At 66.2% G+C, this 23,561-nt stretch carries 18 protein-coding genes and 1 pseudogene; 8 read left to right on the top strand and 11 right to left on the bottom strand.

The features are described from left to right. Positions 1 to 115: 115 nt before the first annotated feature. From ACFK0J_RS14255 to ACFK0J_RS14230, 6 genes are all read right to left on the bottom strand, one after another. Positions 116 to 457, bottom strand: a complete 342-nt coding sequence (locus ACFK0J_RS14255; protein WP_378740244.1) for a helix-turn-helix domain-containing protein — start codon at positions 455 to 457, stop codon at positions 116 to 118. Further along, complete coding sequence (locus tag ACFK0J_RS14250) at positions 454 to 837, bottom strand: type II toxin-antitoxin system RelE/ParE family toxin (protein ID WP_378740242.1); 384 nt, start codon at positions 835 to 837, stop codon at positions 454 to 456. The genes ACFK0J_RS14255 and ACFK0J_RS14250 overlap by 4 nt, the downstream gene beginning before the upstream one ends. A 256-nt stretch (positions 838 to 1,093) precedes the next feature. Beyond that, positions 1,094 to 1,390: a hypothetical protein gene (locus ACFK0J_RS14245; RefSeq protein WP_378740239.1), complete on the bottom strand. Its 297-nt coding sequence runs from the start codon at positions 1,388 to 1,390 to the stop codon at positions 1,094 to 1,096. Between the two features lie 102 nt (positions 1,391 to 1,492). After that, complete coding sequence (locus ACFK0J_RS14240) at positions 1,493 to 2,671, bottom strand: cytochrome P450 (RefSeq protein WP_378740238.1); 1,179 nt, start codon at positions 2,669 to 2,671, stop codon at positions 1,493 to 1,495. Further along, complete coding sequence (locus ACFK0J_RS14235) at positions 2,664 to 4,754, bottom strand: AMP-binding protein (RefSeq protein WP_378740236.1); 2,091 nt, start codon at positions 4,752 to 4,754, stop codon at positions 2,664 to 2,666. The genes ACFK0J_RS14240 and ACFK0J_RS14235 overlap by 8 nt, the downstream gene beginning before the upstream one ends. Further along, on the bottom strand, positions 4,751 to 5,782 hold the full coding sequence (locus ACFK0J_RS14230) for an LLM class flavin-dependent oxidoreductase (protein ID WP_378740233.1): 1,032 nt from the start codon (positions 5,780 to 5,782) through the stop codon (positions 4,751 to 4,753). The genes ACFK0J_RS14235 and ACFK0J_RS14230 overlap by 4 nt, the downstream gene beginning before the upstream one ends. A 238-nt stretch (positions 5,783 to 6,020) precedes the next feature. Between ACFK0J_RS14230 and ACFK0J_RS14225 the strand changes: the two genes are divergently transcribed. The 4 genes from ACFK0J_RS14225 to ACFK0J_RS14210 are packed head-to-tail and all read left to right on the top strand — an operon-like array spanning position 6,021 to position 13,051. Next, on the top strand, positions 6,021 to 7,232 hold the full coding sequence (locus ACFK0J_RS14225; protein ID WP_378740230.1) for a nucleotide disphospho-sugar-binding domain-containing protein: 1,212 nt from the start codon (positions 6,021 to 6,023) through the stop codon (positions 7,230 to 7,232). Then, entirely contained in the window at positions 7,232 to 8,533 is a 1,302-nt protein-coding gene (locus ACFK0J_RS14220; protein WP_378740228.1) for a condensation domain-containing protein, read from the top strand. Before ACFK0J_RS14225 ends, ACFK0J_RS14220 begins: the two co-directional genes overlap by 1 nt. Beyond that, on the top strand, positions 8,517 to 9,422 hold the full coding sequence (locus ACFK0J_RS14215; protein WP_378740226.1) for an arylamine N-acetyltransferase: 906 nt from the start codon (positions 8,517 to 8,519) through the stop codon (positions 9,420 to 9,422). Before ACFK0J_RS14220 ends, ACFK0J_RS14215 begins: the two co-directional genes overlap by 17 nt. Next, entirely contained in the window at positions 9,419 to 13,051 is a 3,633-nt protein-coding gene (locus ACFK0J_RS14210; protein WP_378740224.1) for an SDR family NAD(P)-dependent oxidoreductase, read from the top strand. The genes ACFK0J_RS14215 and ACFK0J_RS14210 overlap by 4 nt, the downstream gene beginning before the upstream one ends. Here the strand turns inward: ACFK0J_RS14210 and ACFK0J_RS14205 are convergent. Further along, positions 13,048 to 14,874 carry a BTAD domain-containing putative transcriptional regulator gene (locus ACFK0J_RS14205; protein WP_378740222.1) on the bottom strand — a complete coding sequence of 609 codons (1,827 nt, stop codon included), beginning with the start codon at positions 14,872 to 14,874 and terminating at the stop codon, positions 13,048 to 13,050. The genes ACFK0J_RS14210 and ACFK0J_RS14205 overlap by 4 nt on opposite strands. Before the next feature lie 544 nt (positions 14,875 to 15,418). On the opposite strand from ACFK0J_RS14205, the gene ACFK0J_RS14200 reads away from it, so the two are divergent. Together ACFK0J_RS14200 and ACFK0J_RS14195 are read left to right on the top strand one after the other, a co-directional pair. Then, a complete protein-coding gene (locus ACFK0J_RS14200; RefSeq protein ID WP_378742839.1) occupies positions 15,419 to 15,874 on the top strand; it encodes a DoxX family protein in 456 nt (151 codons plus the stop codon). 220 nt (positions 15,875 to 16,094) lie between these two features. Further along, positions 16,095 to 17,479: pseudogene (locus tag ACFK0J_RS14195) on the top strand (SulP family inorganic anion transporter). Here the strand turns inward: ACFK0J_RS14195 and ACFK0J_RS14190 are convergent. Next, a complete protein-coding gene (locus tag ACFK0J_RS14190; protein ID WP_378740220.1) occupies positions 17,476 to 18,087 on the bottom strand; it encodes a TetR/AcrR family transcriptional regulator in 612 nt (203 codons plus the stop codon). The pseudogene ACFK0J_RS14195 and the gene ACFK0J_RS14190 sit on opposite strands and share 4 nt — an antisense overlap. Positions 18,088 to 18,222: 135 nt before the next feature. Between ACFK0J_RS14190 and ACFK0J_RS14185 the strand changes: the two genes are divergently transcribed. Together ACFK0J_RS14185 and ACFK0J_RS14180 are read left to right on the top strand one after the other, a co-directional pair. Then, positions 18,223 to 18,489, top strand: a complete 267-nt coding sequence (locus ACFK0J_RS14185; protein ID WP_378740218.1) for a F0F1 ATP synthase subunit C — start codon at positions 18,223 to 18,225, stop codon at positions 18,487 to 18,489. Positions 18,490 to 18,587: 98 nt separating this feature from the next. Then, complete coding sequence (locus ACFK0J_RS14180; protein WP_378740216.1) at positions 18,588 to 19,946, top strand: MFS transporter; 1,359 nt, start codon at positions 18,588 to 18,590, stop codon at positions 19,944 to 19,946. A gap of 79 nt (positions 19,947 to 20,025) precedes the next feature. Here ACFK0J_RS14180 and ACFK0J_RS14175 read toward each other — a convergent pair whose 3' ends face one another. The 3 genes from ACFK0J_RS14175 to ACFK0J_RS14165 are packed head-to-tail and all read right to left on the bottom strand — an operon-like array spanning position 20,026 to position 23,390. After that, positions 20,026 to 21,795: an oleate hydratase gene (locus ACFK0J_RS14175; RefSeq protein ID WP_378740214.1), complete on the bottom strand. Its 1,770-nt coding sequence runs from the start codon at positions 21,793 to 21,795 to the stop codon at positions 20,026 to 20,028. A 48-nt stretch (positions 21,796 to 21,843) separates the two neighbouring features. Continuing rightward, complete coding sequence (locus ACFK0J_RS14170) at positions 21,844 to 22,698, bottom strand: 3-hydroxyacyl-CoA dehydrogenase (RefSeq protein WP_378740212.1); 855 nt, start codon at positions 22,696 to 22,698, stop codon at positions 21,844 to 21,846. Next, positions 22,695 to 23,390, bottom strand: coding sequence for a TetR/AcrR family transcriptional regulator (locus tag ACFK0J_RS14165; RefSeq protein WP_378740209.1), 696 nt, complete (start codon positions 23,388 to 23,390; stop codon positions 22,695 to 22,697). The genes ACFK0J_RS14170 and ACFK0J_RS14165 overlap by 4 nt, the downstream gene beginning before the upstream one ends. Positions 23,391 to 23,561: the final 171 nt, after the last annotated feature.

Here is a 23,561-nt window from a genome sequence, read left to right as displayed (position 1 = left end):
GAGCGCATTCTCAGTCACGTGGTGAGGCTTCGTGATCCCCCTGCCGTTACTCGCGTCCACTGATTCACCTCGGGAGCGGTTCAGCGCAGGCGAGTTTCACAGCGATTGCTCGGGTTCAGGCTGCGTCGGTGTGGTGGCTGGTGAAATTCACTCGGGTGTCTTCGGCATCGAGGGCGATGTTGAGAGTGGCGTCGAGCGCGTCGGCGAGTTTGGCGAGCAGGGGCAGCGTTGGCACCGTGTCGGAGCCCTCGATACGCGAGATCTTGGCTTGTGTCAGGCCAGCCCGTTCGGCGAGTTCGGCTTGGGTGAGTCCGAGTTCGGTCCGTCGGCTGTAGACGGCTTGGGCCAGTGCCATAGAGAGCCGGATTTCGCGGCGCGCATCGGTAACATTGTCAGGTTCGGTGTAGGCCTCGGCGAGTTTGCGTTCCCGGAGGGTCTTCCAGCGTGTGTGGCTCATCGGTCCAGTTCCCCTTTCTCGATTGTGCGGGTGAATTCTTGATGAGCAGGTTCATGTTCGACTTGACAGACCTGTTGGGCAAGTTTTGCGCGCTTGACTTCAGCGTCTTCCCGGGTCCGGGTCTTGCGGAACACTGTCAGGAGGATTGCTCGCCGTCCGGGTGCAAGCCAATAGGTAATGCGAATGGCAGCACCATCCATCGTCGGACGCAATTCCCGAACCCCGTCGCCGAGATATCGGGCGTAGGGCTCGCTGAGTGACTCCGCCTGTTCGGCGAGTAGGCCGACATATTCATCGATTTTGAGGAAATGCTTGGCCGGCAGCGCCTGCAGCCAGTCCCGCACCTCGGGCTCGATCTCGACGGTGAACAGCTCGCCCATAACGACATGGTATATGTCGTCAACGACATGCAGCAAGTTGCCAGCCGCTCGCCCCCGACGAGGCCACACCCCCTGATCAGGCGCGCCCCAACCCCAGCCCCCAACACAGGTCTCGTCGTGGATCTCACAGACCGTCCGCACGACCTACAGATGGTGGAGGCCCTGTGAGGCATGCAAACGCCTTGTGAGTCCCCGAACGGAGGCCGGTCGAGCGGCGGCCGCTGTCGTGGCCATGTCTGGCTGGCACGGGACCCGGCTACGCGAGTTCGCTGCGGAGACGGCGTATTTCAGCGATGAGTCGCGGGATGTCGGTGCGGGCGTGTGCGATGAAGTCGTGGTCTGCGGCAGAGGCGGGCACGAGTCGTTGGTCGATTGCGCGTGACACGTACATGTCCGCTTCGGTGTCGTCGAGGCCGCCGATTCGGATGAAGGTGTCACCGCTGTCGTGGTCGCGCCCTTCGATGAAGGGTTCCCACGGGGGTGTGCTCGCCGCCCGGCATCTCGCCTCGATGGCGTCGAGTTCGTCGGCCTCGATTTGGCGGTTGTCGGCCATGCTGCCCTCCATAGCATGGTCTGCCGGTAGGCGGCAGATCCACAAAACAATGGTGCCAGTGCACGGGTGGACGTTCACGACACAAGTAATCAGGGCTTCGGGTCACCAGGTGATCGGTAGGGTGTGCAGGCCGAATAGGACCGAGTCGTATTTGACTGCGGTGTCGGGTAGTTCGCCGGCCGAGCGCAGTTCGGGGAGTCGGGTCAGGAGGGTGGTGAAGACGATGTCCAGTTCGAGTTGGGCCAGGGCCGCGCCCATGCAGGCGTGGGGGCCGTGTCCGAAGGCCAGGTGGCGGCGGGCGTCGCGGTGGATGTCGAGGACGTCGGGGTTCGGGAATATCGAGGCGTCCCGGTTGGCGGAGGCTGCCAAGGGAATGACGCCGTCTCCGGCTTTGATGGTGGTTCCGGCGAGCTCGATATCCCTGGTGGCGGTCCGGCAGGTGGCGAGTTCGGCGACCGAGGTGTATCGGAGTAGTTCGGCGATGGCGGCGGGCATCGCGGCGGGCTTGCGGCGCAAGGCCGCCAACTGCTCCGGATGACGCAGTAGCGCAAGGACGCCGAGGGAGATGGTGTTGGCCGTAGTCTCGTAACCGGCCAGGAGGATGAGGATGAGCACGATCGTCATCGAGCGGAGTTCCAGCTCGCCTGAATCCACATGCTCGCGCAGGACTCTGGCGATCAGATCGGCGTCGGTTGAGCCCTGCTTGGCGCGCACCAACTGTTTGACGTAGTCGACCAGCGCCTCGAAGGGTTCGGCGCCGCCGTGGGTGATCACCCGCACCGTCAGCTCTTCGAAAAGAGCCGAATCGGACGAGGGCACGCCGAGTATGCGGCCGATGGCCAGCGCGGGCACCGGCAGCGCCAGCGCGGCGACCAGATCCGCGGGTGGGCCCGTGTCGACGAGCCGATCGATGCGCTCGTCGACGCAGCGCTGAATGTAGGGGCGCAGCGCGGCGACATTGCGCGCGGTGAACTCGGGCGCGAACATGCGCCGGTTCGGTCCGTGCTCCGGCGCGTCCATGCCGACGAAAACCTTTATATGGCGCAGGTATTCGGATTCCTCGGTCAAGAATGGAAAACCCGGTGCGGCCCGATCGGCGCTGATACCGGGATCGGTGAGGATGGCCCGGACATCGGCATAGCGGGACACCAACCACACCGGCTTGCCGTTGCGCAGCCGGGCGCAGCGCACCGGCTGCGCCTCGCGCATCTCCCGGTACTCGGCGGGCAGGTCGAACGGGTTCGGACGGCGGAGCGGGAACGCCGGAACTGCCTCAGTCATGTCGGTCCCCTTGTTCGACGAGCGACCTGTCCGCGGTGGTGCCGATGAGGTAGCGCGGCAGCCGTGCACTGTCGCCCAGTGCGGCAACGAATTCCGCGAAGGTCGGATGCTCGTAGAGCAGGCCCACCGGAACCCGCCGGTCGAGTTCGGCACCGAGCAACGCCACACAGCGCACCGCCGACATCGAGGTACCGCCCGAGGCGAAGAACGATGTGGTCGGTCGCGGCGCGGCCGTGAGACCGAGCAGCCCCGCCCATACCTCGGATACCGTCGCGGCCAAGGGATCTCGCCGAGAGTCGGGCAGGGCGGCAGGCCGCGGCGATACGTCCGCCGGGCTCGCACGGTGATCCGCGCGTAGTCGTGCACGCTGCACTTTGCCGGAGCTGGTGCGCGGAAATTCGGCCTCGGGTAGGACCCGCACCTCGTCCACCGCGAACCCGAAGCGCCGCGCGACACTCTCGCGAATCCGCGAGGCAACTTCGAAACCGCCACGCACGCAGACGAACACAACCCGGCGCGGCGGGCCATCGGGCACCTCGATCACCCCGAAGGCCGCATACCCCGCCAGCACGCCGTCGACGCGCTCCACCACCGCTTCGATTTCCTGGCACGGAATATTGACGCCGTTGATGACGACCACATCATCGTTTCGCCCCGTGACGACAAGCGCTCCGCCCGTGACGAACCCCTGGTCACCGGTGGTGAACCAGCCCTCGACCGGTGCCCTGCCGTAATAGCCTGCGAACAGCGTCGCGCCACCCACCTGCACAGTGCCGAGCCGATCCTCGGGCAGCACCGAACCGTCGGGTCCGACGACCCGAATCCGCACCCCCGGCACCGGCACACCGGTCACCGCCAGCTCCAGCCACCCGTCCTGGCTCTTGGCATCCGCAGCCGACCGGACTCGCGGCGCAGCGGATTCCGAGCGAACGTCCGACGCCGCGACATCCGGGTCGCGCCACACCCGCTGGTCCGGCCCATCCATCCGCACCCGCACCGCGGCGATCTTCTCGGCATCACGTGACAAACGCGAATACACCACGCCGGAACCGGTTTCCGACATCCCCCAAGCCGGACAGAACGCATCAACCGACAGCCCGTACGGCGCAAGCCGACCAAGGAACTCGTCGGCCACCGCCGCAACCACGGCCTCACCACCATCGAGCACATGGCGTAGCCGATGCAGATCCCACCGCCGATCCGGATGCTGGCGCAGCGCCGAACAGACGAGCGCGAAACCGAAATTCGGCGCCCAGGTCGTGTTCGCCCGATGCGCTTCCAGCAGATCCAGCCAGGTCAGCGGATCACCGAGCACGCGCGCGGTATCCACCTGAACGAGCGAACACCCGAGAAACGCCGCCTGCACAACCCACATCACGATGCCACCGACATGGTCGAGCGGCATCCAGTTCAAGGCCACATCGTCGGCCCGCAAGTCATTGAATTCGGCTGCGGCCCAAGCCCGATGAGCCAAGGCCGCGTGGGTCAACAAGACGCATTTGGGTTTGCCCGTACTCCCGGAGGTGAGCAGTCCGATCGCGACATCCTGCGCTACTCGGGGCGCGGCAGGCAGTTCGGGCGCGCCATGCCACGACCGCCCATCGGCATTCCACGCATCCCCGTCCCCATCGACCGACACCTGATACGCGACAGCAACGGCGGCAACCACCTCGTCGACCAGAACCAATGGGCCACCGAGCAATTCATGCGCGGCACGAATACGCTCGCCGCCCGCCGCCGCGTCACCGAGCGCCCCGGTGGCCCCCATCGGAACGGGCACCGCCCCCGCGATCACACATCCCCAGAACGCGGTCAGCTGCACCCGGGCGTCACCGGCGGCGATCAACACGGGCGTGCCAGGCGCTACCCGCTCGGCAAGTCGCCGCGCCGACGATCTCGCCGCGCGAAGAAGATGCCGATAGTTCTGAAACCGTTCCCGCCCTTCCTCATCGACATAGGTGATCCCCCGGCTCACCGTGCCCGCGGCCCGTTCCAGCGCGGCAGGCAGCGTGCGCGGCCAGTCTTCGGGCGGCGCGGCGTCGGCACCGGTCAACAGCGCCTGATCGGCAATTGCCCCTTTCACGAGCGAACCCCTTGCGCAAGAACGCGTGCGCGCGCCGCAACCCGCAGCGTGCACAGCTGATCATCGAAGCCGGGGGCGAGCACGGTCAGGCCCAAGGTGGTCACACCCGCTGCCGCGTAATCCCCCATGCGGGCAGCGATGGTGGTTTCGTCGCCGAGCAGAGCAGTGCGTTGGATCAACTCGAGCGGAACCGCCTCCGCCGCGGCGGCCCGATCCCCGATCGACACCAGGTGGTGGACCTGCTGAACGTATTCGCCGTACCCCATGATGGTCGCCACGGTCGCGTAGGCGCCCGCACCACGGCCGAGCGCGAGAAAGTTCGCGTAGTAGGGCCGCAATCCGATGGCAGCGGCTTCGGGGTCGGGACCAAGACCGATGGGGACCGAGGGCAGCACCCGGAATCCGTCGAGATCCAGCCCCGCACTCCGGCGGCCCGCGCGTACGTGGTCCATCGCCCACGCGATGCGTTCGGGTGAGCAGAACGCGCCGATCCAGCCGTCCGCGATGGCCCCGGCCAGTTCGATGGCGCGAGGACCCACGCCGCCGAGCAGGATGGGCAGCTGTGGACGTGGCTCGATCGCGCGCAAGTGCGCGACGGCCGCGTCATCGTCCGAGTCCGGCGGCAGCCGCCAATGGTCGCCCGCGTATCGCACCGGTGCACCGGACAGCGCCGCCCGCACCACCTCCACGTACTCCCGCAGCCAGGACAGCGGGCGTTCGATCCGCACCCCATACCAGCCGCGCGATACCTCGGCGGCGGACACGCCGAGTCCTAGGTGGAAGCGTCCGCCGGAGAGTTCGTCGAGGGTGGCGGCGGTCAACGCGGTGAGCACCGGGCTGCGCGGCGGCGCCTGCATCAAGCCGGAAGCCAGGGTGATCCGGGTGGTGACCGCTGCCGCCGCCCCGAGCACGCTCGCCGCATCACCACGGAAGCCCTCGGGCGCGAGTGCGTACTCGAAGCCGAGCTGTTCGGCGGCCGAGGCGATGCGCAGAGCGTGCCGCGGGGACAGAAACACCGCAAGCCGCATCCAAACCTCCTCCTCGCGCCGGGCACTGCCGCGCTCGAACGATTCGCCGTCGCACTAGAGGATCGGCCGTGCCGTACTCGACACCGGCGCATCGGATCTCAGGACAGCCGGACCCGCGCGCCGCGCGCCGGGACACACAGCGCTGCTGGAGCGATCTTCGAGCGCACCGACGGACCCTGTGCGCACGGACTCTCGCGGGCCGGGTATTCGGCCGCGAATCTCTCCGATGGAGGCGAAGATGCGCGTCCTGTTGGCGACGTGGAACATGCCCGGCCATCTGCACCCCATGGTGCCGCTCGGCTGGGCGTTGCGCGCGAGCGGCCATGACGTCGTGGTGGTGAGCAATCCGGATCTGGTGCCGACGATCGTCGGCGCCGGGCTGCCCGCGCTCGGCGCGGGCCCGGATTTCGATTCCTACGCGAAGCTGCGCCAGGAACTGGCCGAACGCGCCTGGAAACCCACGCCGCCCGCACCGAGCGCCGATCCGACCGTCGCCGCGGAACGAGCCAGGCGACGACGGCTCAACGGATTCCGGCTCGCGGCCGCCGCGGCCAAGGCGCAGGCACCCGACGCGGTGGCGTTCGCCGAGCGCTGGCGTCCCGACCTGGTCGTCTTCGAACCGGCCGGGTTCGTCGGCCCCCTGATCGGAACGCTGCTCGGCGTACCCACCGTCCGACATCTGTGGAGCATCGATTTCACCGCGCCCATCGCGGAATTCGAACAGGACATCATCGGCGACCTCGCGGCGCCGTACGGTCTGACGCGGATCGGGGTGAACGGCGATATCACTCTCGATCCGGCACCCACCCGGTTACAGATCGCCGACGGCCAGGCGCGAAGCCCGATCCGCTACATCCCCTACAACGGCCCCGCGGTGCTGGAGCCGTGGCTGTTGACGCCACCCGAGCGGCCCCGGATCGGCATCACCTGGGGGACATCCCAGAGCCGCCTCGGCTTCGATCACATGGTGCTCGCGCCACGGGTGGTGGCCGCGCTCGCCCGCCGCGATGTCGAACTCGCGGTCGCCGTCACCGACGATCAGCGCAAGCTGTTCGAGCACGTGCCGGACAACGTGGTCCACCTCGGGCCGGTTCCGCTGGACGCCCTCGCCTCGACCTGCTCGGTGCTGGTGGACCAGGGCGGCGCGGGCGGGGTGATGACCGCGCTGATCAATGGTGTGCCGCAGCTGGTCATCTCGCAGATGCCGGATGAGGTCTTCCACGGCCACCAGGTGCGCGACAGCGGCGCCGGGTTGAACCTGCCCGGCGCCGACATCGCCGACACCGATATCGACGCCGCCGTGCAGCGCCTGTTCGAGGACGAATTCCGCCTCGCCGCAAGTGATTTGCGCGCGGATATGCTGGCGCGGCCGACTCCGCTCGCCGTGGTCGAACAACTGGAACAGCTCGCACGCGACGGCGTACCGGGCCACCGGGTAGAGGCCGTGTGATGAGCGAGGCCGACACTTCGGGCATTCGTTGGCTGGCCGGACTCCCGGTGCCGCAGTGGCGGTTCTGGTATCGGGAGCAGAAGCAACCCGGTTACCGGGACGGCATCGACACATTCGTCTTCCGGATCACCGGCGAGCTGTCGCCCGACGCACTGGACCGGGCGTTGCAGTGGGTGATCGCGGGCCATGAAGCCCTGCGCAGCAAGATAATCCGTGTCGGGGAGCGCGGCACCCGAATCGAGGTGACCGCGCCGGAGTCGACACCATCAGTGCTTGCCGTACTCGTCGGGGCCCCCGACGAGGACGCCGCGGTCGTCCGCGACTTCGTTGCCACACCGTTCGCGCTGGCTACCGAGTTGCCGATGCGCGCACTGCTGTGCACCGATGAGGCCGATCGCCACCTGTTGGTGGTGAGCGTGCATCACACCGCGTTCGACGGCTGGTCGGCGATAGTGCTCTGCACCGAACTGGGTGCGGCCTACACGCGCGAACGCACCGGCGAACCGATCCCCACCCGCACGCCGACCAGCTTCCGCGCCTGCTGGGCCGAGCAGGAACAGTTGGCCGGGCCAACGGACCAGGACGAACTCATGCAATGGGGACGGCAATTGGTCGGTGTGCCGGATCTGCCGCTGCCGCATCCGGACACGGCCACCGCCGAACTCACTGTCGGCACCGTCGACGAACTCTGGTTCGACTTGCCCGACAACGCCTTCCGCAATGTCGGCAGCACGACCCCGAGCATCATCATGCTGGCCGCCTGGGCGCGAGCAGTGCGAACATTAACCGGCGCTGACGATTTCGCGATCGGTGTGCCGGTATCCGGCCGCGGTGTCGCGTCGAGTATGGACACCATCGGCTGTTTCGCCTCGGCGATCGCCCTGCGGTTCCAGCGCGAAGGGCACGACGATCCGCACACCGACCTCGCCACCGCGGCGACCGGGCTGATGCGGGCGATGGATTCTCAGTTCATGCCGCTGGAACAGATCATTCGGCTCGACCCCGACCGCGATCCACGGCGAATGCCGTTCTGCCAGGTCGGCTTCGTCGCCCAGAGCGGTGCCAGCGTCGAACTCGCGCTGGCCGGTGCGCAGGTCGAGTACCTGCACCGGCCGAAGCGGGAATCCTCCTACGAACTGACCCTCGAGGTGTGGTCGGGTGAAGGGCCGAGCGGACGGCTCTGGTACCGCACCGACATTCTCACCCGCGATCGCGTCGAGCAGTTGCGCGATCACTGGCTGGCCGAATTGGACCGGTGCACAGTCGCGACGAAGGAGGCCGAGCATGCCCGCGCCCACTGATGACGCACGCGTCGGTGCGTATCTCCGGCGACTCGGATTCGATGCCGCCCCACCGTGCTCCGCGACCGGGCTGGCCGAGTTGCACGCCGCACACGCCGCGCACATCCCGTTCGAAACCCTGTGGCACACACCGTCCATCGCGGTGGACGACGCCGTCACTCGGATAGTCGACCACGGCCTCGGCGGCACCTGCTACCACCTCAACGGCGCCTTCGGCTGGCTGCTCGACCGCCTCGGATACCGTGCGCGTCTACATCCGGCCGCCACGCAGAGCCGCTTCGCCGCGACCGCCCAACCACCCACCGGAACGCATGTCGTGCTGACCGTCGATCAACTGCCGACACCGGACAATCCGGAGGGCCGCTGGCTGCTCGATGTCGGGGCGGGCGAGGGATTCGGTCGACCACTCCCCCTCGTCGCAGGCGAGTACCAGCGTGGGGACTTCCGCTACCGGCTGCGCCGCTCCGACCTGGACCCGCGCTGGTGGCGATTCGACTACGACCGCCGTGAATCCTGCCGCGGTGTCGATTTCGCGGAGACCGCACTGGCACTGGACGAGGTCGCCGACACGTACACCCGCATGGCGGAAACCGATATGGCGATCTTCTTCCGCTACGGATGGGTGAAATGCCATGACGAATCCGGCTTCGACGAGCTGATCGGCTGCCAGCTGTCCCGGGTCACCGCCGCGGGCCGCACCATTCGCACGATCGAGAACCAGGACGACTACTTCACGACACTGGCCACGGTTTTTCACCTCGCGGTCACCGACTCGCCCGATGAGCGAGCGCAGCTGTGGCAGCGGGTCGTCTCGGAATGGTCGGCACAGCGATTTCGGGACGACTGGGCACCGGCGCGGGCACGCGACGATCTCGCCGCACCGCGATGAGCGTCGAACTCGTCCGCAGTGTCCTCGCGCGTCCGGATGTGCTGGACTGCCTCACGATTCCCGGTACCTCCCAGCTCTACGTGGTCACGACCGCCGACGCCGATGCGGTGCATGTGCAGCGCGAGCTGAGTCGGATGCCGGGCGTCACGGTCCGTGTGCTGCGCCGAATTCCGCGGCTGCCGAACGGGAACCCAGATCCGGCCGCGCTGCCCGCGCCCGGCTCAGCCGACAACTGGGTCCCGGTGCGATACCCGCTCGAATACCGGCGTATCAGCGGCTTTCGGCCGACGCGGGATCCCGATGTGCCCGAGAATCGCCCGCCCGCTCAGGCAACAGGCCCGGAACTCGTTGTGGCCCCGACCGATCCCCTAACTCTTCCGGAAGCCTTGTGCGCAGCGGCCACCACTGCGCACAGCGTGGTGGTCGCCGGACCCGACGGGGACACCCACCGGTCGTATGCGCACCTGCTCGAGCACGGACTCCGGGTCGCGGCGGGATTACACGGCCACGGTTTCGGCCCCGGCACCAATATCGTGCTGGCCCTACGCGATCTGAACGACTATGTGGTCGCGGTGTGGGCTTGCCTGCTCGGCGGGCTGATTCCGGTCACCATGCCCGAACCGAAGCCGGACGATTCGGACGCGTTGTCCGCACTGTCCGCACGGCTGTCCGGCGCTCCCGTTCTCACCTCGTCCCTTGTCGCCGAAAGTCTCAGTACGGTTGTCGCGTTCACCATTGCCGAACTGTCAACGGCAACAGCGGATATAGCGGTACATGACCCGGACCCGAACGACGTCGCCTTGCTGGTGCTCTCCTCCGGCAGCACCGGCCGCCCCAAGCTGATCCAGCTCACCCATCGCGCGATCGTCCAGAATGCCCTGGCCGCCCGCCAGCTCGACCTGATCCGTGGTGGCGAGACGAGCTTCAACTGGCTTCCCTTCGACCACGCGCCCGCCCTGGTGATGTACCTGTTGCGCGATGCCGTGCTCGGCTGCACCGGCGTGCACGCGCCGACCGACTACATCACCGCGGATCCGTTGCGCTGGCTCGACGTACTGCAGCGACACCAGGTCGCCCACACCTGGTCGGCCAACTTCGGCTATCGCATGTTGACCGCGGCGCTCGAGCAGTCCCCGGAACGGCACTGGGACCTGTCCGCGCTGCGCACTTTGCTCAATGCCGGTGAACAGTGCATTCCGGCGGTGGTCACCGAATTCCTCGGGCAGATGGCGCGATTCGGCATCACCGCGGCGAATGTCGTACACATGTGGGGTATGGCCGAGACGGCGACGGCCGCGTCGTGCGCGTATTTCTGCGCCGCCGACAACATCGTGACGCACAACGGGATCCAGTACGTCAGCATGGGCGCGCCCGCGCCGGGCAGCCAGTTACGGATCGTCGACGATGCGGTGCCGACGTCGGAAAACACTGTGCGGGAGTACACGGTCGGCCGCCTACAGGTGCGCGGCCGGCGGGTGACGCCCGGCTACCTGGACAGCGCCGAGGCCAATGCCGCCGCCTTCACCGCCGACGGCTGGTTCGACACCGGCGACCTCGCGTTTCTGGCCGACGGCAAGCTGGTGATCACCGGCCGGGCCAAGGAGGTGGTCGTGATCAACGGCGCCAAGCATCACAGCCACACCATCGAGGAGGTGGTGCACGACATCGATGGCGTCCGACGTGGTTTCGCCGCTGCGGTCGGCATCCCCGATCCCGAGGTGGGCACCGAACTGCTCGCGATCTGCTACGTGCCGACCAACTCCGCGGACCAGGATCGGATCGCGGACCGGATCGCGGCGGCGGTCACCGACCGGCTCGGTCTACCGGTTGCCATGATCGCCGCCGTCACCGAGTCCGAATTCCCGCGCACGACAGGCGGAAAGGTGCAGCGCGCGGTGGTGGCACGGCGGCTGGCGGCCGGAGAATTGATCGGCCGCACCGCCCCTGGAATGGGGAATGCGCCTGGCGCGACACCGAATTGCGTCTACGTCACCCGGTGGGCGCCGGTGCCGCCCGCCCCGCGCCCCGACACCGGCCTGCGAGGGACCGCTGTGCTGTTCGCCGACGAATTCGGCGTCGCCGAACACTTCGTCCGGCGGGTACCGGGGCAGTACACCCTCGTCCGAAAGGGTTCGACATTCCGGCGCACCGACGACGGCTACGTCATCGACCCGGATCGTGACGAGCATTGGCACGCCTTGAGCTCCGAGCTCAGCGCGCCGGAGACCGTGTTGTACCTGTGGAGCTCGGTGCCCGGAACAGACTCTTGTGCACGACATCTGGTGAGCGCCATCCGCAGCTGCACAGCAGGCGAACCTCGACTGATCTCGGTCAGCCGGGGCGCTCACGTGATCACCGGTGCCGAATCCGGTGCGGTCTCGGCCGCGGCAACGGCGGCGATCACCGCCGTCTATCGCCGGGAACACCCCCGCAGCAGGGCGGTGCATATCGACCTGGCCGAGGAAAACGCCGCCACCTGCGCGACCGACCTCGCCGACGCGCTCGCCGACCACCGCACCGCCTACCCCGAAATCGCGTGGCGGCAAGGACATCCATACCTGCCCGCGTTGCGACGGGTCGAAACTCCGGTCACCGATCTCGGGCCACTACGGACCGGTGGCCGCTATGTCGTCTTCGGTGGAGCGGGCGGCATCGGCACTGAATTGCTGAGCCGCCTCGCCGCCACGCTGCGGGCCCGGCTGCTCGTGCTCGGCCGGACACCACTCGATGGGCCGAACAGTGCCGCCAGGCAAGATAATTGGCGTCGACTGCGGGACGCTGCCGAGCAGGCGGACTACGCCGCCATCGATATCGGTGACCACGCGGCGGTGGCAGCAGCCGTCGCGGCGGCGGAAACACAATGGGCCGCACCGCTCGACGGCGTGATCCATCTGGCGGGCGAATACCGCATGCGCCCACTCGCTGAGGAACTGCCAACCGACTGGGAGCTCACTGCCACCAGCCATATTCGTGGTGTCCGGGTGGCCGCCGAGCTGATCCGGCGACGTCACGGCGCGCACCTGATCATCGGTTCCTCGCTGATGGGCGACTTCCCCGCCGCCGGTTGTGCGGCGTATGCCGCCACGAACGCACTGTCCAGAGCGCTGGCCGAAGCACTGCGGCGAGAAGGACTCTCGGTCACCAGGGTGGCCTGGAGTCTGTGGCGGGATACCGGCGTCAACATCGGAAACCGCTACGAAACCGCCGCCGCCGCGCGTGGCTTCCTCGCACTGAGTCCGAGCCAGGCCACCGAACTGACCATCGAGACATTGCGCCGCCCCGCGGGTGACTACCAGATCGGTATCGACCGCCGCGGCACCGACGTTCGCGCACTCATCGACGACACCCGCGATCTCGCCCGCACCGAACCGGACGACACGACCCGCACACCGGACCTCCCCCCGGAGGCCACGGCAATCCTCGGCCGCATGATCGGTGCCCTGGACGGATTCACCGGCCAGCGGTTGTCCACCCACACCCCCATCACCTATCTAGGCCGCACCTCGGTGCAGCTGGTGCAGGTGCACGCCCGCTTGGAAGCCGCGCTCGATACCGCGATACCGCATGAGATGTTCTTCGCCGCACCGACACTCGGCGCCCTGGCGGGCGCACTACACGCCGCCCGCTAGCAGGCTTCGATGGTAGGGCCGGACAGCGCGCCCACGTAGCGGGCCTCGATGTTCGGGCTGAGCAGCGAGCTCACATGACAGGCAACGAGTTCGGGAATGTCGACGCTGTCCACCCCGCCCACGCCCCAGTCGCATCGGACGAGCCCGACCTGGATCAGCTGCTCGACCGCCGTGTCGGCACACACTTGTTCGGCCGCGCACAGTTGCTCGGCCCGCGGCATGGTCAGGCTGCTCAGTCCGGCGGCGACCGCGGCGTCGAGCAGCGCACGGGCGGGCGGGTCCAGCTCCCGGTAGCTCGCCGCGACCGACTGCCCCATGTTCCAGTCGAGGAACTGCAATTGCTGCAACCGTCGCCGTGGATCGGACAAGCGGTCCGCGAGCGTGGACAGCGAGAGCAATCGATGGGTGAGCAGTTTCGCACCGACGATGCGCAACGCCAATGGAATTCGATCGCAATACGCGATGACCCGTTCCGCGGCGTCACTTTCGACAGCGACGCGCTGCGCGCCGATGATCGACGACAGGATCTCGCGACTCTGCTGCGCGTCGGGTGCGTCGAGTTCGAACGGGACCGCGCCTTCCAGACCCGCGACGGCATGAAAGGAGCCGGTGATCAGCACCGCGCTTCCGGGACCACCCGCTAGTAGTTGTCGAATCTGGGCACGGGCGGTGACATTGTCGAGTACGATCAGAACCCGGCGCCCGGCCGCCCAACTGCGGAACAATTCCGCGCGTTCGTCGAGATCATCCGGTAGTCGATCCGCCGAAAATCCCACCGCCCTGAGAAAACGGCCGAGTATTCCGCTGGGCCCGCCCCCGTTTTCCCGGAGATCGGCGTAGAACTGCCCATCGGGAAAGCAACTGCGCGCCTTGTGCCCGGCATGTATCGCCAACGCCGACTTACCGACTCCCGGCCCACCGGTAACCGTGACCACGACCGCCGTGGCAGCGCCCTCATTGGTGAACAGTTCGATGAGACGTTCGGTTTCCTCGGCCCGTCCGGAGAAATCAGACAAATCGCGCGGAAGTTGGGCCGGTGCCACGGTATTGCGGACATCGTCGGCGCCCGGCGACTCGATCGCGCCATCGAGCAATCCGCGTTGCAATTCCTGAATCGCCGATGACGGTTCGATGCCGAGCTCCGCACTCAGGTTGGAGCGCAGCAGGTGATAGACCTCGAGCGCCTCCGACCGGCGGCCACATCGGTGCAGGCAGGTCATCAGATTGGCGTGCAGTCCCTCGTGATACGGATGCTCGCCGCACAGCAACTTCAGTTCGGCGATCAGGTCGCGATCATGGCCGAGCCGCATGCGCGCTTCCACCCGCAACTGCGTGACCTGCAACAACGACTCACGCAATCGGTTGATCTCCGGTTCCAGGATCGGACCGGCGCAGATGTCGTACAACGGGGTGCCGGTGCACAATGCCGAAGCCTTCGACGCCGACAACAGCGCCTCGGCCACCGCGCCGTCGGCCAGTTGGTCACGTGCGCGCTGGGCGAGCTGCTCGAATACCGCGATATCGAGTTCGTGGTCGGCCAACCGTATTTCGTAGCCGAGCGGATGCGTCCGCAGCACGTCCCGGCCATTGGCACCGTGCGCCTGCAGCAGCTTTCGCAGCTGATAGACGTAGGTCTGCAGGGTGGCGAGCGCACTGATCGGCGCCTCCTCGTCCCACAGTTCTTCGAGCAGCACGCCGGTGGGCACGATGCGATTTCGCCGGACCGCGAGCACGGCCAGCAGACTGCGCAACTTCGGCGCCGTCGGCGTAATCTCATCGTCATCCACGTTGACTTGCAGCCTGCCGAGCGTTGACACGAACATCCAAACTCCTGGATCTTCTGGCAATCCCCACTGAATCCTGATAGTTAGCCCCGCTCAACACATTCGAACACGGCTTCAAACGGACGACTACCAGCAAATCGGACAATGTGATGCAAATTACAGTCCCTAACCTCGCCGCAGCCGTTGCAAATCGGACACTCGCCGAATCAGACTTGCTTATAACAGAATTAGAAGTTCTTATCAGCAGTTTCAGGCATATCGCTACAGCAGCCGCGAATGTCGTCGAATACGTCAATTCCGACATTTCAAACAACCGTGACATAGGCGAATCCCCTTCAATTCCATCGTGTCCGATGAATTACCCAGCCCGGTGCAATGGAGAAAGGTAAGCCAATCCTTTGCATCGCAATGATTTCGACAATGCCGCAGTCGGATGTGACCGACGTCGGCCGGGACCGAAGCCGCACAGATCGCACCGTCTTACCACCACGGTGCCCCTCGGCGATTTACGCTGTGCGCGAGGCACTTACACCACCGAGCCAGCTACTCAGGAGGTGAATCCCCGGTGAACCCGCGGAGCACGATGTTCGAGCCCGGCTCCGCGTCGGCTGCGATCCTGATCAGAGCGGCGGTGGGCGTGGTCTTCCTGTCCGAAGGAATCCTCAAGTTCCTGCGACCGTCCGAGCAGGCGGCCGGACGGTTCACCACCATCGGCATTCCGGCGCCGGAGTTCTTCGGCCCCCTGGCCGGAGTGACCGAAACACTCTGCGGCGCACTAATTCTCGTCGGCCTGCTGACGAGAATCGCGGCAGTCCCCTTGCTGATCGATATGGTGCTGGCGCTCGCACTGACCAAAGTCCCGATCCTGTGGGGCCGGTCGGCCGACAAACCGAAAGCCGACGGCTTCTGGGACATGATGCACGAGGCCCGCCTCGACTGGACACTCCTGCTCTGCTCGACCTTCCTGCTCGCAACCGGCCCGGGCCGATGGTCGCTGGACGCGGTGATCGCGCGCCGGACGACTACGTCACCTCGGTGAGATCTGGGACACCTCAGGCCGCCGCGGACTTGCACCCACCTCCGCGCAGGGGAGTAGGGTTTTCTCGCTGAGCGTTAGCTGAAGTTCGTCACCGGGCAGCGTGGCCGGTGATATCCAGCATCGATCTCGCCGCGTCGTCGGCTGCTCAGCCTCCCGATTTCACTCGTGCACCTGCGGTCGCAGCTCGACCGCAGGTGCCGCCCGATGATTGGAGCCGCCGATGGGGACACCCGTACCCGTCACCAGAAATACCGAAGGGTCGGTCCTGTCGGCGCTACGTAGCCCCCGCCTGCTCAGGACCGAGGTACTGGGCGGCTTGGTGGTAGCGCTGGCGTTGATCCCCGAGGCGATTTCGTTCTCCATCATCGCCGGTGTCGATCCGCGGGTCGGACTGTTCGCCTCGTTCACGATGGCGGTGACGATCGCGGTCACCGGCGGTCGCCGGGCCATGATCTCCGCGGCAACGGGTGCGGTCGCCCTGGTCATTGCCCCGCTGGTGCGTGCGCACGGGCTGGACTACCTGATCGCGACTGTCATTCTGGCCGGGGTGATCCAGATCGTGTTGAGTGTGGTCGGAGTGGCGAAGCTGATGCGGTTCATTCCGCGCAGCGTGATGGTCGGCTTCGTCAACGCGCTGGCCATCCTGATCTTCACCGCACAACTGCCGTACCTGGTCGGCGTGTCCTGGCTGGTGTATCCGATGGTCGCGATCGGCCTACTGATCATCGTGCTGCTACCCAAGCTCAGCACCGTGATCCCGGCTCCCCTGGTGGCGATCGTAGTGCTGACCGCCGTCACCGCGGCGTTCGCCGTCGATGTGCCCAATGTCGGCGACGAAGGCGAGTTGCCGTCCAGTCTGCCGACACTGCTGCTCCCCCACGTTCCGTTCACCGTCGAAACGCTCGGGATCATCGCACCGTACGCGCTGGCCATGGCGCTGGTCGGGCTGCTGGAATCGCTGATGACCGCCAAACTGGTCGATGACATCACCGATAGCCACTCCGACAAGACCCGGGAGGGCTGGGGCCAGGGTGTGGCCAACATTGTCACCGGATTCTTCGGCGGCATGGGTGGCTGCGCGATGATCGGCCAGACCATGATCAACGTCAAGTGTCCGGAGCACGCACCCGGATCTCCACCTTCCTGGCCGGGGTGTTCCTGTTGATCCTCGTCGTCGGCCTCGGCGATATCGTCGCGCTGATCCCGATGGCGGCCCTGGTCGCGGTCATGATCATGGTCTCGGTCGGCACCTTCGACTGGCACTCGATCGCCCCGAAGACGTTGCGCCGCATGCCCCTCGCCGAAACGAGCGTCATGCTGGTGACCGTCGCGGTCACCGTGGCCACCCACAACCTCGCCTACGGCGTGATCGCCGGGGTACTCACCGCGATGGTGCTGTTCGCCAACCGGGTCGCGCATTTCACCGAGGTGGTGAAGGTGGGCGAAGCCGACACCGAAGCCCACATCTGGGACGCCTCCACCGTTGCCACGCTGGACGCGATCACCGGCAAATACGAGTCCAAGGGCAAGACCGTGGAAATCGTCGGACTCAACGACGCATCCGAAGAACGCCACGATCGCTCGAGCGGGCACCTCACCGCCTAGCCGCGGTCAGGGGATCCGAACGCCCGGTCCAGCTGATGATCCAGCGCCGCCAGCGCGGCATCGGCTTCGATCCCACCGACCATCAGGCGCATCATCAATCCGTCGGCGAGGGCGAGCAGTATTTCGGCTTCCCGAGCGGGATCGAACGCGTCCGTGGACTGGCCGTCCGAGCGGGCGTTGCCGACCTGCTCGTCGACGAACGCGTGCAGGGAACGGGTGCCTTCGCGCAGCGGCTTTGCCATCCGCGGTTCCACCACCGCACGGGCGAAAAAGGCGATCCACATGGGCATTTCGGCCCTGGCGTGCTCGCCGACCGGCATCATCTCGACCAATAGCGCACGCACCAGCGACCGCGCGTCCGGCGGCTGCGGCAGGGTCGCGACCGCCTGGGCGACGCGATGTTCGACGCGTTCGCTGATCGTCCCGAAGGCGAACAGCAGCATCTCGTCCTTGGTCTTGAAGTAGTGCTGGATCCGGCCCATCGACACACCCGCTTCGGCCGCGACGTGGCGCAGGCTGACCCCCTCGAGCCCACGGGTCGCCGCCAACCGGCATACCGCCGCGGCGATCTGCTGACGGCGTTCGTGATGGTCCACCTGTTTCGGCACGTCCACCTCTCCACTTATGCAATGCGATCGCATTGCCATAGCCCAACCGGTCCGGTTACGATGCGAGTGCATTGCATCGTGGCAGAAAGTATAGGACCGGCCGTCTCGGCGCGGTCATCGACGGGAGGAACCGCCATGGCAGCCGATCCGGAAATGGTGCGGGCGGTCATCACCGCGGGCGCGTTCATCGGTGGTGGACTGATGATGGGCGGCGCCGCCGCGGGCGCCTGCCTCGGCGACGGGTTCGCCGGCGGTCAACTGCTCGCCGGGATCACCCGGCAACCCGAGGCCGAAAAGCGCCTGATGACCCCGTTTCTCATCACCGTCGGCCTGGTCGAGGGTACGTACTTCATCAACCTGGCCTTCATGGCGCTGATCGTGTTCGCCACGCCGGGCAAATAGGGCACGACCGCGTCCGTCGCCGAAATCAGCGATCCCCGGTCGGTCGCTAAGTCATAGTCGTACAAGACCTTTCGGCACGACAGCGATGGACCACGACTATGCGCAACCCGAGCCCAGCCACCGGCGCACGCTTCGCCAGGATCGTCGCCGCCAGCGTGGCCGGGACGACGATCGAGTTCTACGACTTCTTCCTCTACGGCCTCGCCGCGGCGCTGGTCTTCAACAAGGTCTTCTTCCCGGCCGGTGATCCGCTGACCGGCGTCCTACTGGCGATGGGCACCTACGCCGTCGGGTTCCTCGCGCGTCCGCTGGGCGGGGTGCTGTTCGGTCATCTCGGTGATCGGCTCGGCCGCCGCCGCACGCTGTCGATCACCCTGATGCTGATGGGTGGCGCGACCGTCGCGATCGGCCTGCTCCCCTCCTACGCCAGCATCGGGGTCGCGGCGCCGATCCTGCTGGTGCTGCTGCGGCTGGTGCAGGGGCTGGCGCTCGGTGGCGAGTGGGGCGGCGCGGTCTTGCTGGTCGCCGAGCACGGATCCGCGGCGCACCGCGGGTTCTGGAGCAGTTGGCCGCAAACCGGCGGGCCACTGGGAAATCTGATGGCCACCGGCGTGCTCGCCGCCCTCGGCCTCGCCATCACCAACGCCGAATTCGAGGACTGGAGCTGGCGGATTCCGTTCCTGCTGTCGATAGTGCTTGTCCTGGTGGGGATGTGGCTGCGGCACGCGGTGGAGGAATCGCCGATCTTCCTGGAGGCACAGCGCAGCGCCGCGACCCATACCGGGCACGCGCCGCTGCGGATCGTCCTCAGCCGCTATCGCAAGCAGGTGCTGATGGCCGCGCTCGCCGATGTCGGCGAGAAGGCGACGTACTACACGTTCAGCATCTTCTTGCTCGCGTACCTCACCCAGGTGGTACATGTGCCGAAATCCACCGCGCTGACCGCGATTACCATCGCTTCGGTCTTTCAGGCGACCGCGATCGTGCTCGGTGGCGCGGTCGGCGACCGGTACGGACGACGGGTGTCCAGCGTGTTTCTCGCCGGGCTGATCGCGGCGTGGGCAGTGGCGGCATTACCCATGGTGGACAGTGGGAGTCCGGCCCGGATCACTGTGGTGATCACCGTCGGGCTCACCCTGCACGGTTTGCTGACCGGTGTGCAGGCGCCGTTCTTCGCCGAACTGTTTCCCAGCGAAGTGCGCTACACCGGAGCGTCATTGGGTTATCAGCTCGCCACCATCGTCGGTGGTTCGCTGACCCCGATCATCGGAGTCGCTCTGCTGCACCGCTATCCGTCGACTGTGCCGATCACGCTGCTGCTGTGCCTGACACTGGCCGGTACGGCGAGTGCGTTCCTGTGGGCGGGCGAGACTCGTGGGCGCGATCTGCGCGATATCGCACGAGACACGGCGGACCGCGTGCCGACCGATAAGAGCCGATCGACGCCCGCGACCTGAATCCCGCACTGCCGGTGGGCCATCCGAATACGGCGGCTCGGCTCGAAGGGGCCGAGCCGCCAGCCATGGGATGGGAAATCTACTTCTTGTCGGCAACCAGCCCATACTCTTCGAGCATCACACCGATCTCGGTGGAATCGAGCTTCTTCATCAATTTCTTGCGCAGCAGGTCGGGTCCGGGGATGTGCAGCTCGTCGCCGTCGCGTAGTCGGCTCGTCGCCGCCAGCAGCTTGCGGATGTCGTAGGTCGAGTTGTAGACCTCCGGCACTCCCCTTTCGATGCCGAGCAGTTGGTAGGTCGCCTCCATCGCGGTGCGCACCGAGTACTCCGTGGTGAAGATACAGTCACGGGTGGTCTCGGCGAACTGACCGATGAAGGCGAAATTCACCGCGCCGGCCGGCACCACATCTGGGCGGTCTCCGGCTTGGCGCGGCATGAAGAACGCCGTGATGTACGGCATCATCACCGGCACGCATTTTGCCGAATTCGCGGCGAGGTCGGCGATTTCGTCCTCCGGCACACCCATGTGGTACAGCCATTCCTGGGTGATCTCCTCGCCGGTGCACGCGCTCATCGGCTTCTTGACATAGTCGCCCGGCACGTCGACGAACAGCGAGTAGATCCAGACCACGATCTGGTCCTTCGGCTGCTGCTTGAAGTGCGGCTGCCGGTTGACCGTCCAGCTCATCAACCAGCTGGAGTCCTTCACGGTGACAATGCCGCCGGTGACCACCTTGCCGCTGAAAGGATCACGCTTGCAGATCTTTTGGATGTAGCTCGGGATGCGTTCGTCGAGCGTGGTGACGGTGGCCGACTCCCATTTGGTCTCCGGAATGTGTCCGCCGAACACCTCGGGATGCCCGAACGCGGGGTCCTTTGCCGCGACGCGCCGCCACAGGTCCCAGGCAGGTGCGGGACCGTCGAGCAGCTTCGCCGGGGTGTGGTGATCGCCTTCGTTGGAGTTCTCGGTGAGCGAGCCGATGGTGGCGAAGACCAGATCGTTCTCCCCCAGATCGACACTGCCCTCGGTACCTTCGGATACCCAGTGGATCTTGGTGGCCTGCTTGCGTTCCCGGGTGAGGTGGAAGTCGATGTCGGTGATCTCGGTGTCGAACCGGAAGGTCACGCCCTGATCGAGCAGCCATCGGTACAGCGGCAGCACGAGCGATTCGTATTGGTTGTACTTGGTGAACTTCAGTGCCGAGAAGTCGGGCAGCCCACCGATGTGGTGAATGAAGCGGTGCAGATACAACTTCATCTCCAGCGCGCTGTGCCACTCCTCGAAGGCGAACATGGTGCGCCAGTACAGCCAGAAGTTGCTCTTCAGGAAGTCCTCACCGAAGACCTCGTTGATCCGCTTGTTCTCCATCTCCTCGGGCGCGGCGAGGAACACCTTGATCATGTCCTTCTGGGCCTTGTTGCTCAGCGTGAACAGACCGTCGGTGTGGGCGTCCTGGCCGCGCTTCTCGGTGGCCCGCTGCAATGACGAGTTGGGGTCGTCCTTGTTCAGCCAATAGAACTCGTCGAGGACACTCGCCCCGTCGATCTCCATCGATGGGACCGACCGGAACAGGTCCCAGAGGCATTCGAAGTGGTTTTCCATCTCCCGGCCACCGCGGATCACGAAGCCCTTCTTCGGCTCCTTGATGCCGTCGAGCGCGCCGCCGGGCAGCTTCAATTGCTCGAAAATGGTGATCTTGTCACCGGACATCTGACCGTCGCGGATGAGAAACGCCGCACCCGACAGCGAGGCGAGCCCCGCGCCGACGAACCACGCCGTCTTGTCTTCCACCCCCGCCGGCTTGCGTGGACGGGCGAAGGCCTCGTAGTTGCCGCTGCTGTAGTACATGTGACTCCTCTCCTCGAACTGGTTCGGAATGACTTGCCGCGCTTGCGATTACGAGTACTTGTAGAAGCCCTCACCGCTGGCTGCGCCGAGCTTGCCCTGGTCGATGTAGTTCTCCTTCAGCCACGCCGCGAGCTTCTTCCCGTTCTCGTCGTTGCTGTTGACGAGGATGTTGTACGGGGTGGTGAGGCCGATGACGTCGATCATCTGGAACGGCCCGAACGGGGCGCCCGTGGCGATCCGCCAGGTCTTGTCCACCGCCTCCGGGTCGGCGTAGCCGCCCGCGCTGAGGGCCATTGCGGAGTTCAACAGCGGCACGAGCAGCGAGTTGACCACATAGCCTGCCTTCTCCTTGTGCAACTCGATCGGCACCATGCCGATGGCATCGGCGAACTCGGCGACCGCCCGGAATACCTTCGGGTCCGTCTCCTTCGTCCCCATCACTTCGGCGGTGTTGTACCGCCATACGTCGTTGGCGAAGTGCAGCGCGAGGAACCGGTCGGGGCGTCCGGTGGAATCCTTGATGTCGCTGGGCAACAGGGTGGACGAGTTGGTGGCGAAGATCGTTCGCTCCGGCGCCAGTTCGCCCAGCTTCTGGTAGGTCTCCTGCTTGATCTTCAGCACCTCGGGCACCGCCTCGATGACGAGGTCGGCATCCTTCGCCGCCGCGGCGAGATCGGTGGTCAGGGTGATGGCTTCGGCGGCCTTTTCGGCCTTGCCGTCGCCCGCGCCGTCCACCTCGTCCCGGTAGATCGCCACCAGTTTGGTGAAGCGATCGCGCGCCGCGGACAGGGCATCGTCGTTGATGTCGTAGGCGGTGACGTCGAATCCACTGAATGCGGTCTGGAACGCGATTTGGGAACCGAGGACCCCGGTTCCGAGGACGGTCACCTTGCGGATGGTCATGACGTACTCCTTCCTGCCGGAGGCGAGGTTCGCCCCTCGACGTCCACTTCACCGATCGAGGCGAGGAAACCCGCGACGATCTGGGCGATCTGATCTCGCAGGTCGCCGGTCGCGTCCCGCCCGGGATGGGCCCCGGTCGACGGCCGGGCGAGGATGAGGTGCAGCACAGCGAACACACTGCGACCCGCCAGCAATGCGCGGGCGAACAGGTGTTTCGTGTCGACAGCGCGGCCGGCCGCGGCCGCGGTGAGCCGCTCGGCGATCATCGCCTCCAGCCGTGCGACCAAAGCGAGACCTTCCGCGCGGTACTGCTCGGTGGGTGCGCCGAACAACAGCTCACGCTGGTAGGCCACGGTGTTCTCGACACGCCGGTCGGCGGCTTCGAGAATCGGCCGGACCATGGCAAGTACCGCCTGGACCGGATCGTCCTCGGCGCGCGATGCCTGATCACCCAGCTCGAGTGCCGCCCGGAAATCCTCGTTGTAGACCATCAGCAGCAGCTCGCCCTTGGATGCGGCGTACCGGAACAGCGTCCCGGCGGCCACGTCCGCCCGCTCGGAGATTTCCTGCGTGGTGACGCTGTCGAAGCCACGTTCCGCGAACAGTGCCGCCGCGGCCGCGAAGATGCGGGACTGCTTGTCTCGCATATTGCGCAGCCGACGGCCGACTTGCGTCACTTCGGGCGTGGTCATCTACTGCGGCACCTCCCAATAATGAGTGGACTCATTTCTGAGCGTACTCCTAGTTACCCAAAGGGCAACCCCGACCCTGATTTCACAGAAACTCCACACACTCCACAGCGCCTCTACCCCTGTGAGCCGTACGGAGGGCTGTGAGATCACTCGAAAAGGCGGGCAGACCCT

Source organism: Nocardia brasiliensis (assembly GCF_042691675.1).
Taxonomy (GTDB): Bacteria; Actinomycetota; Actinomycetes; order Mycobacteriales; family Mycobacteriaceae; genus Nocardia; species Nocardia brasiliensis_D.
This window is presented reverse-complemented; position numbering and strand designations above follow the sequence as displayed.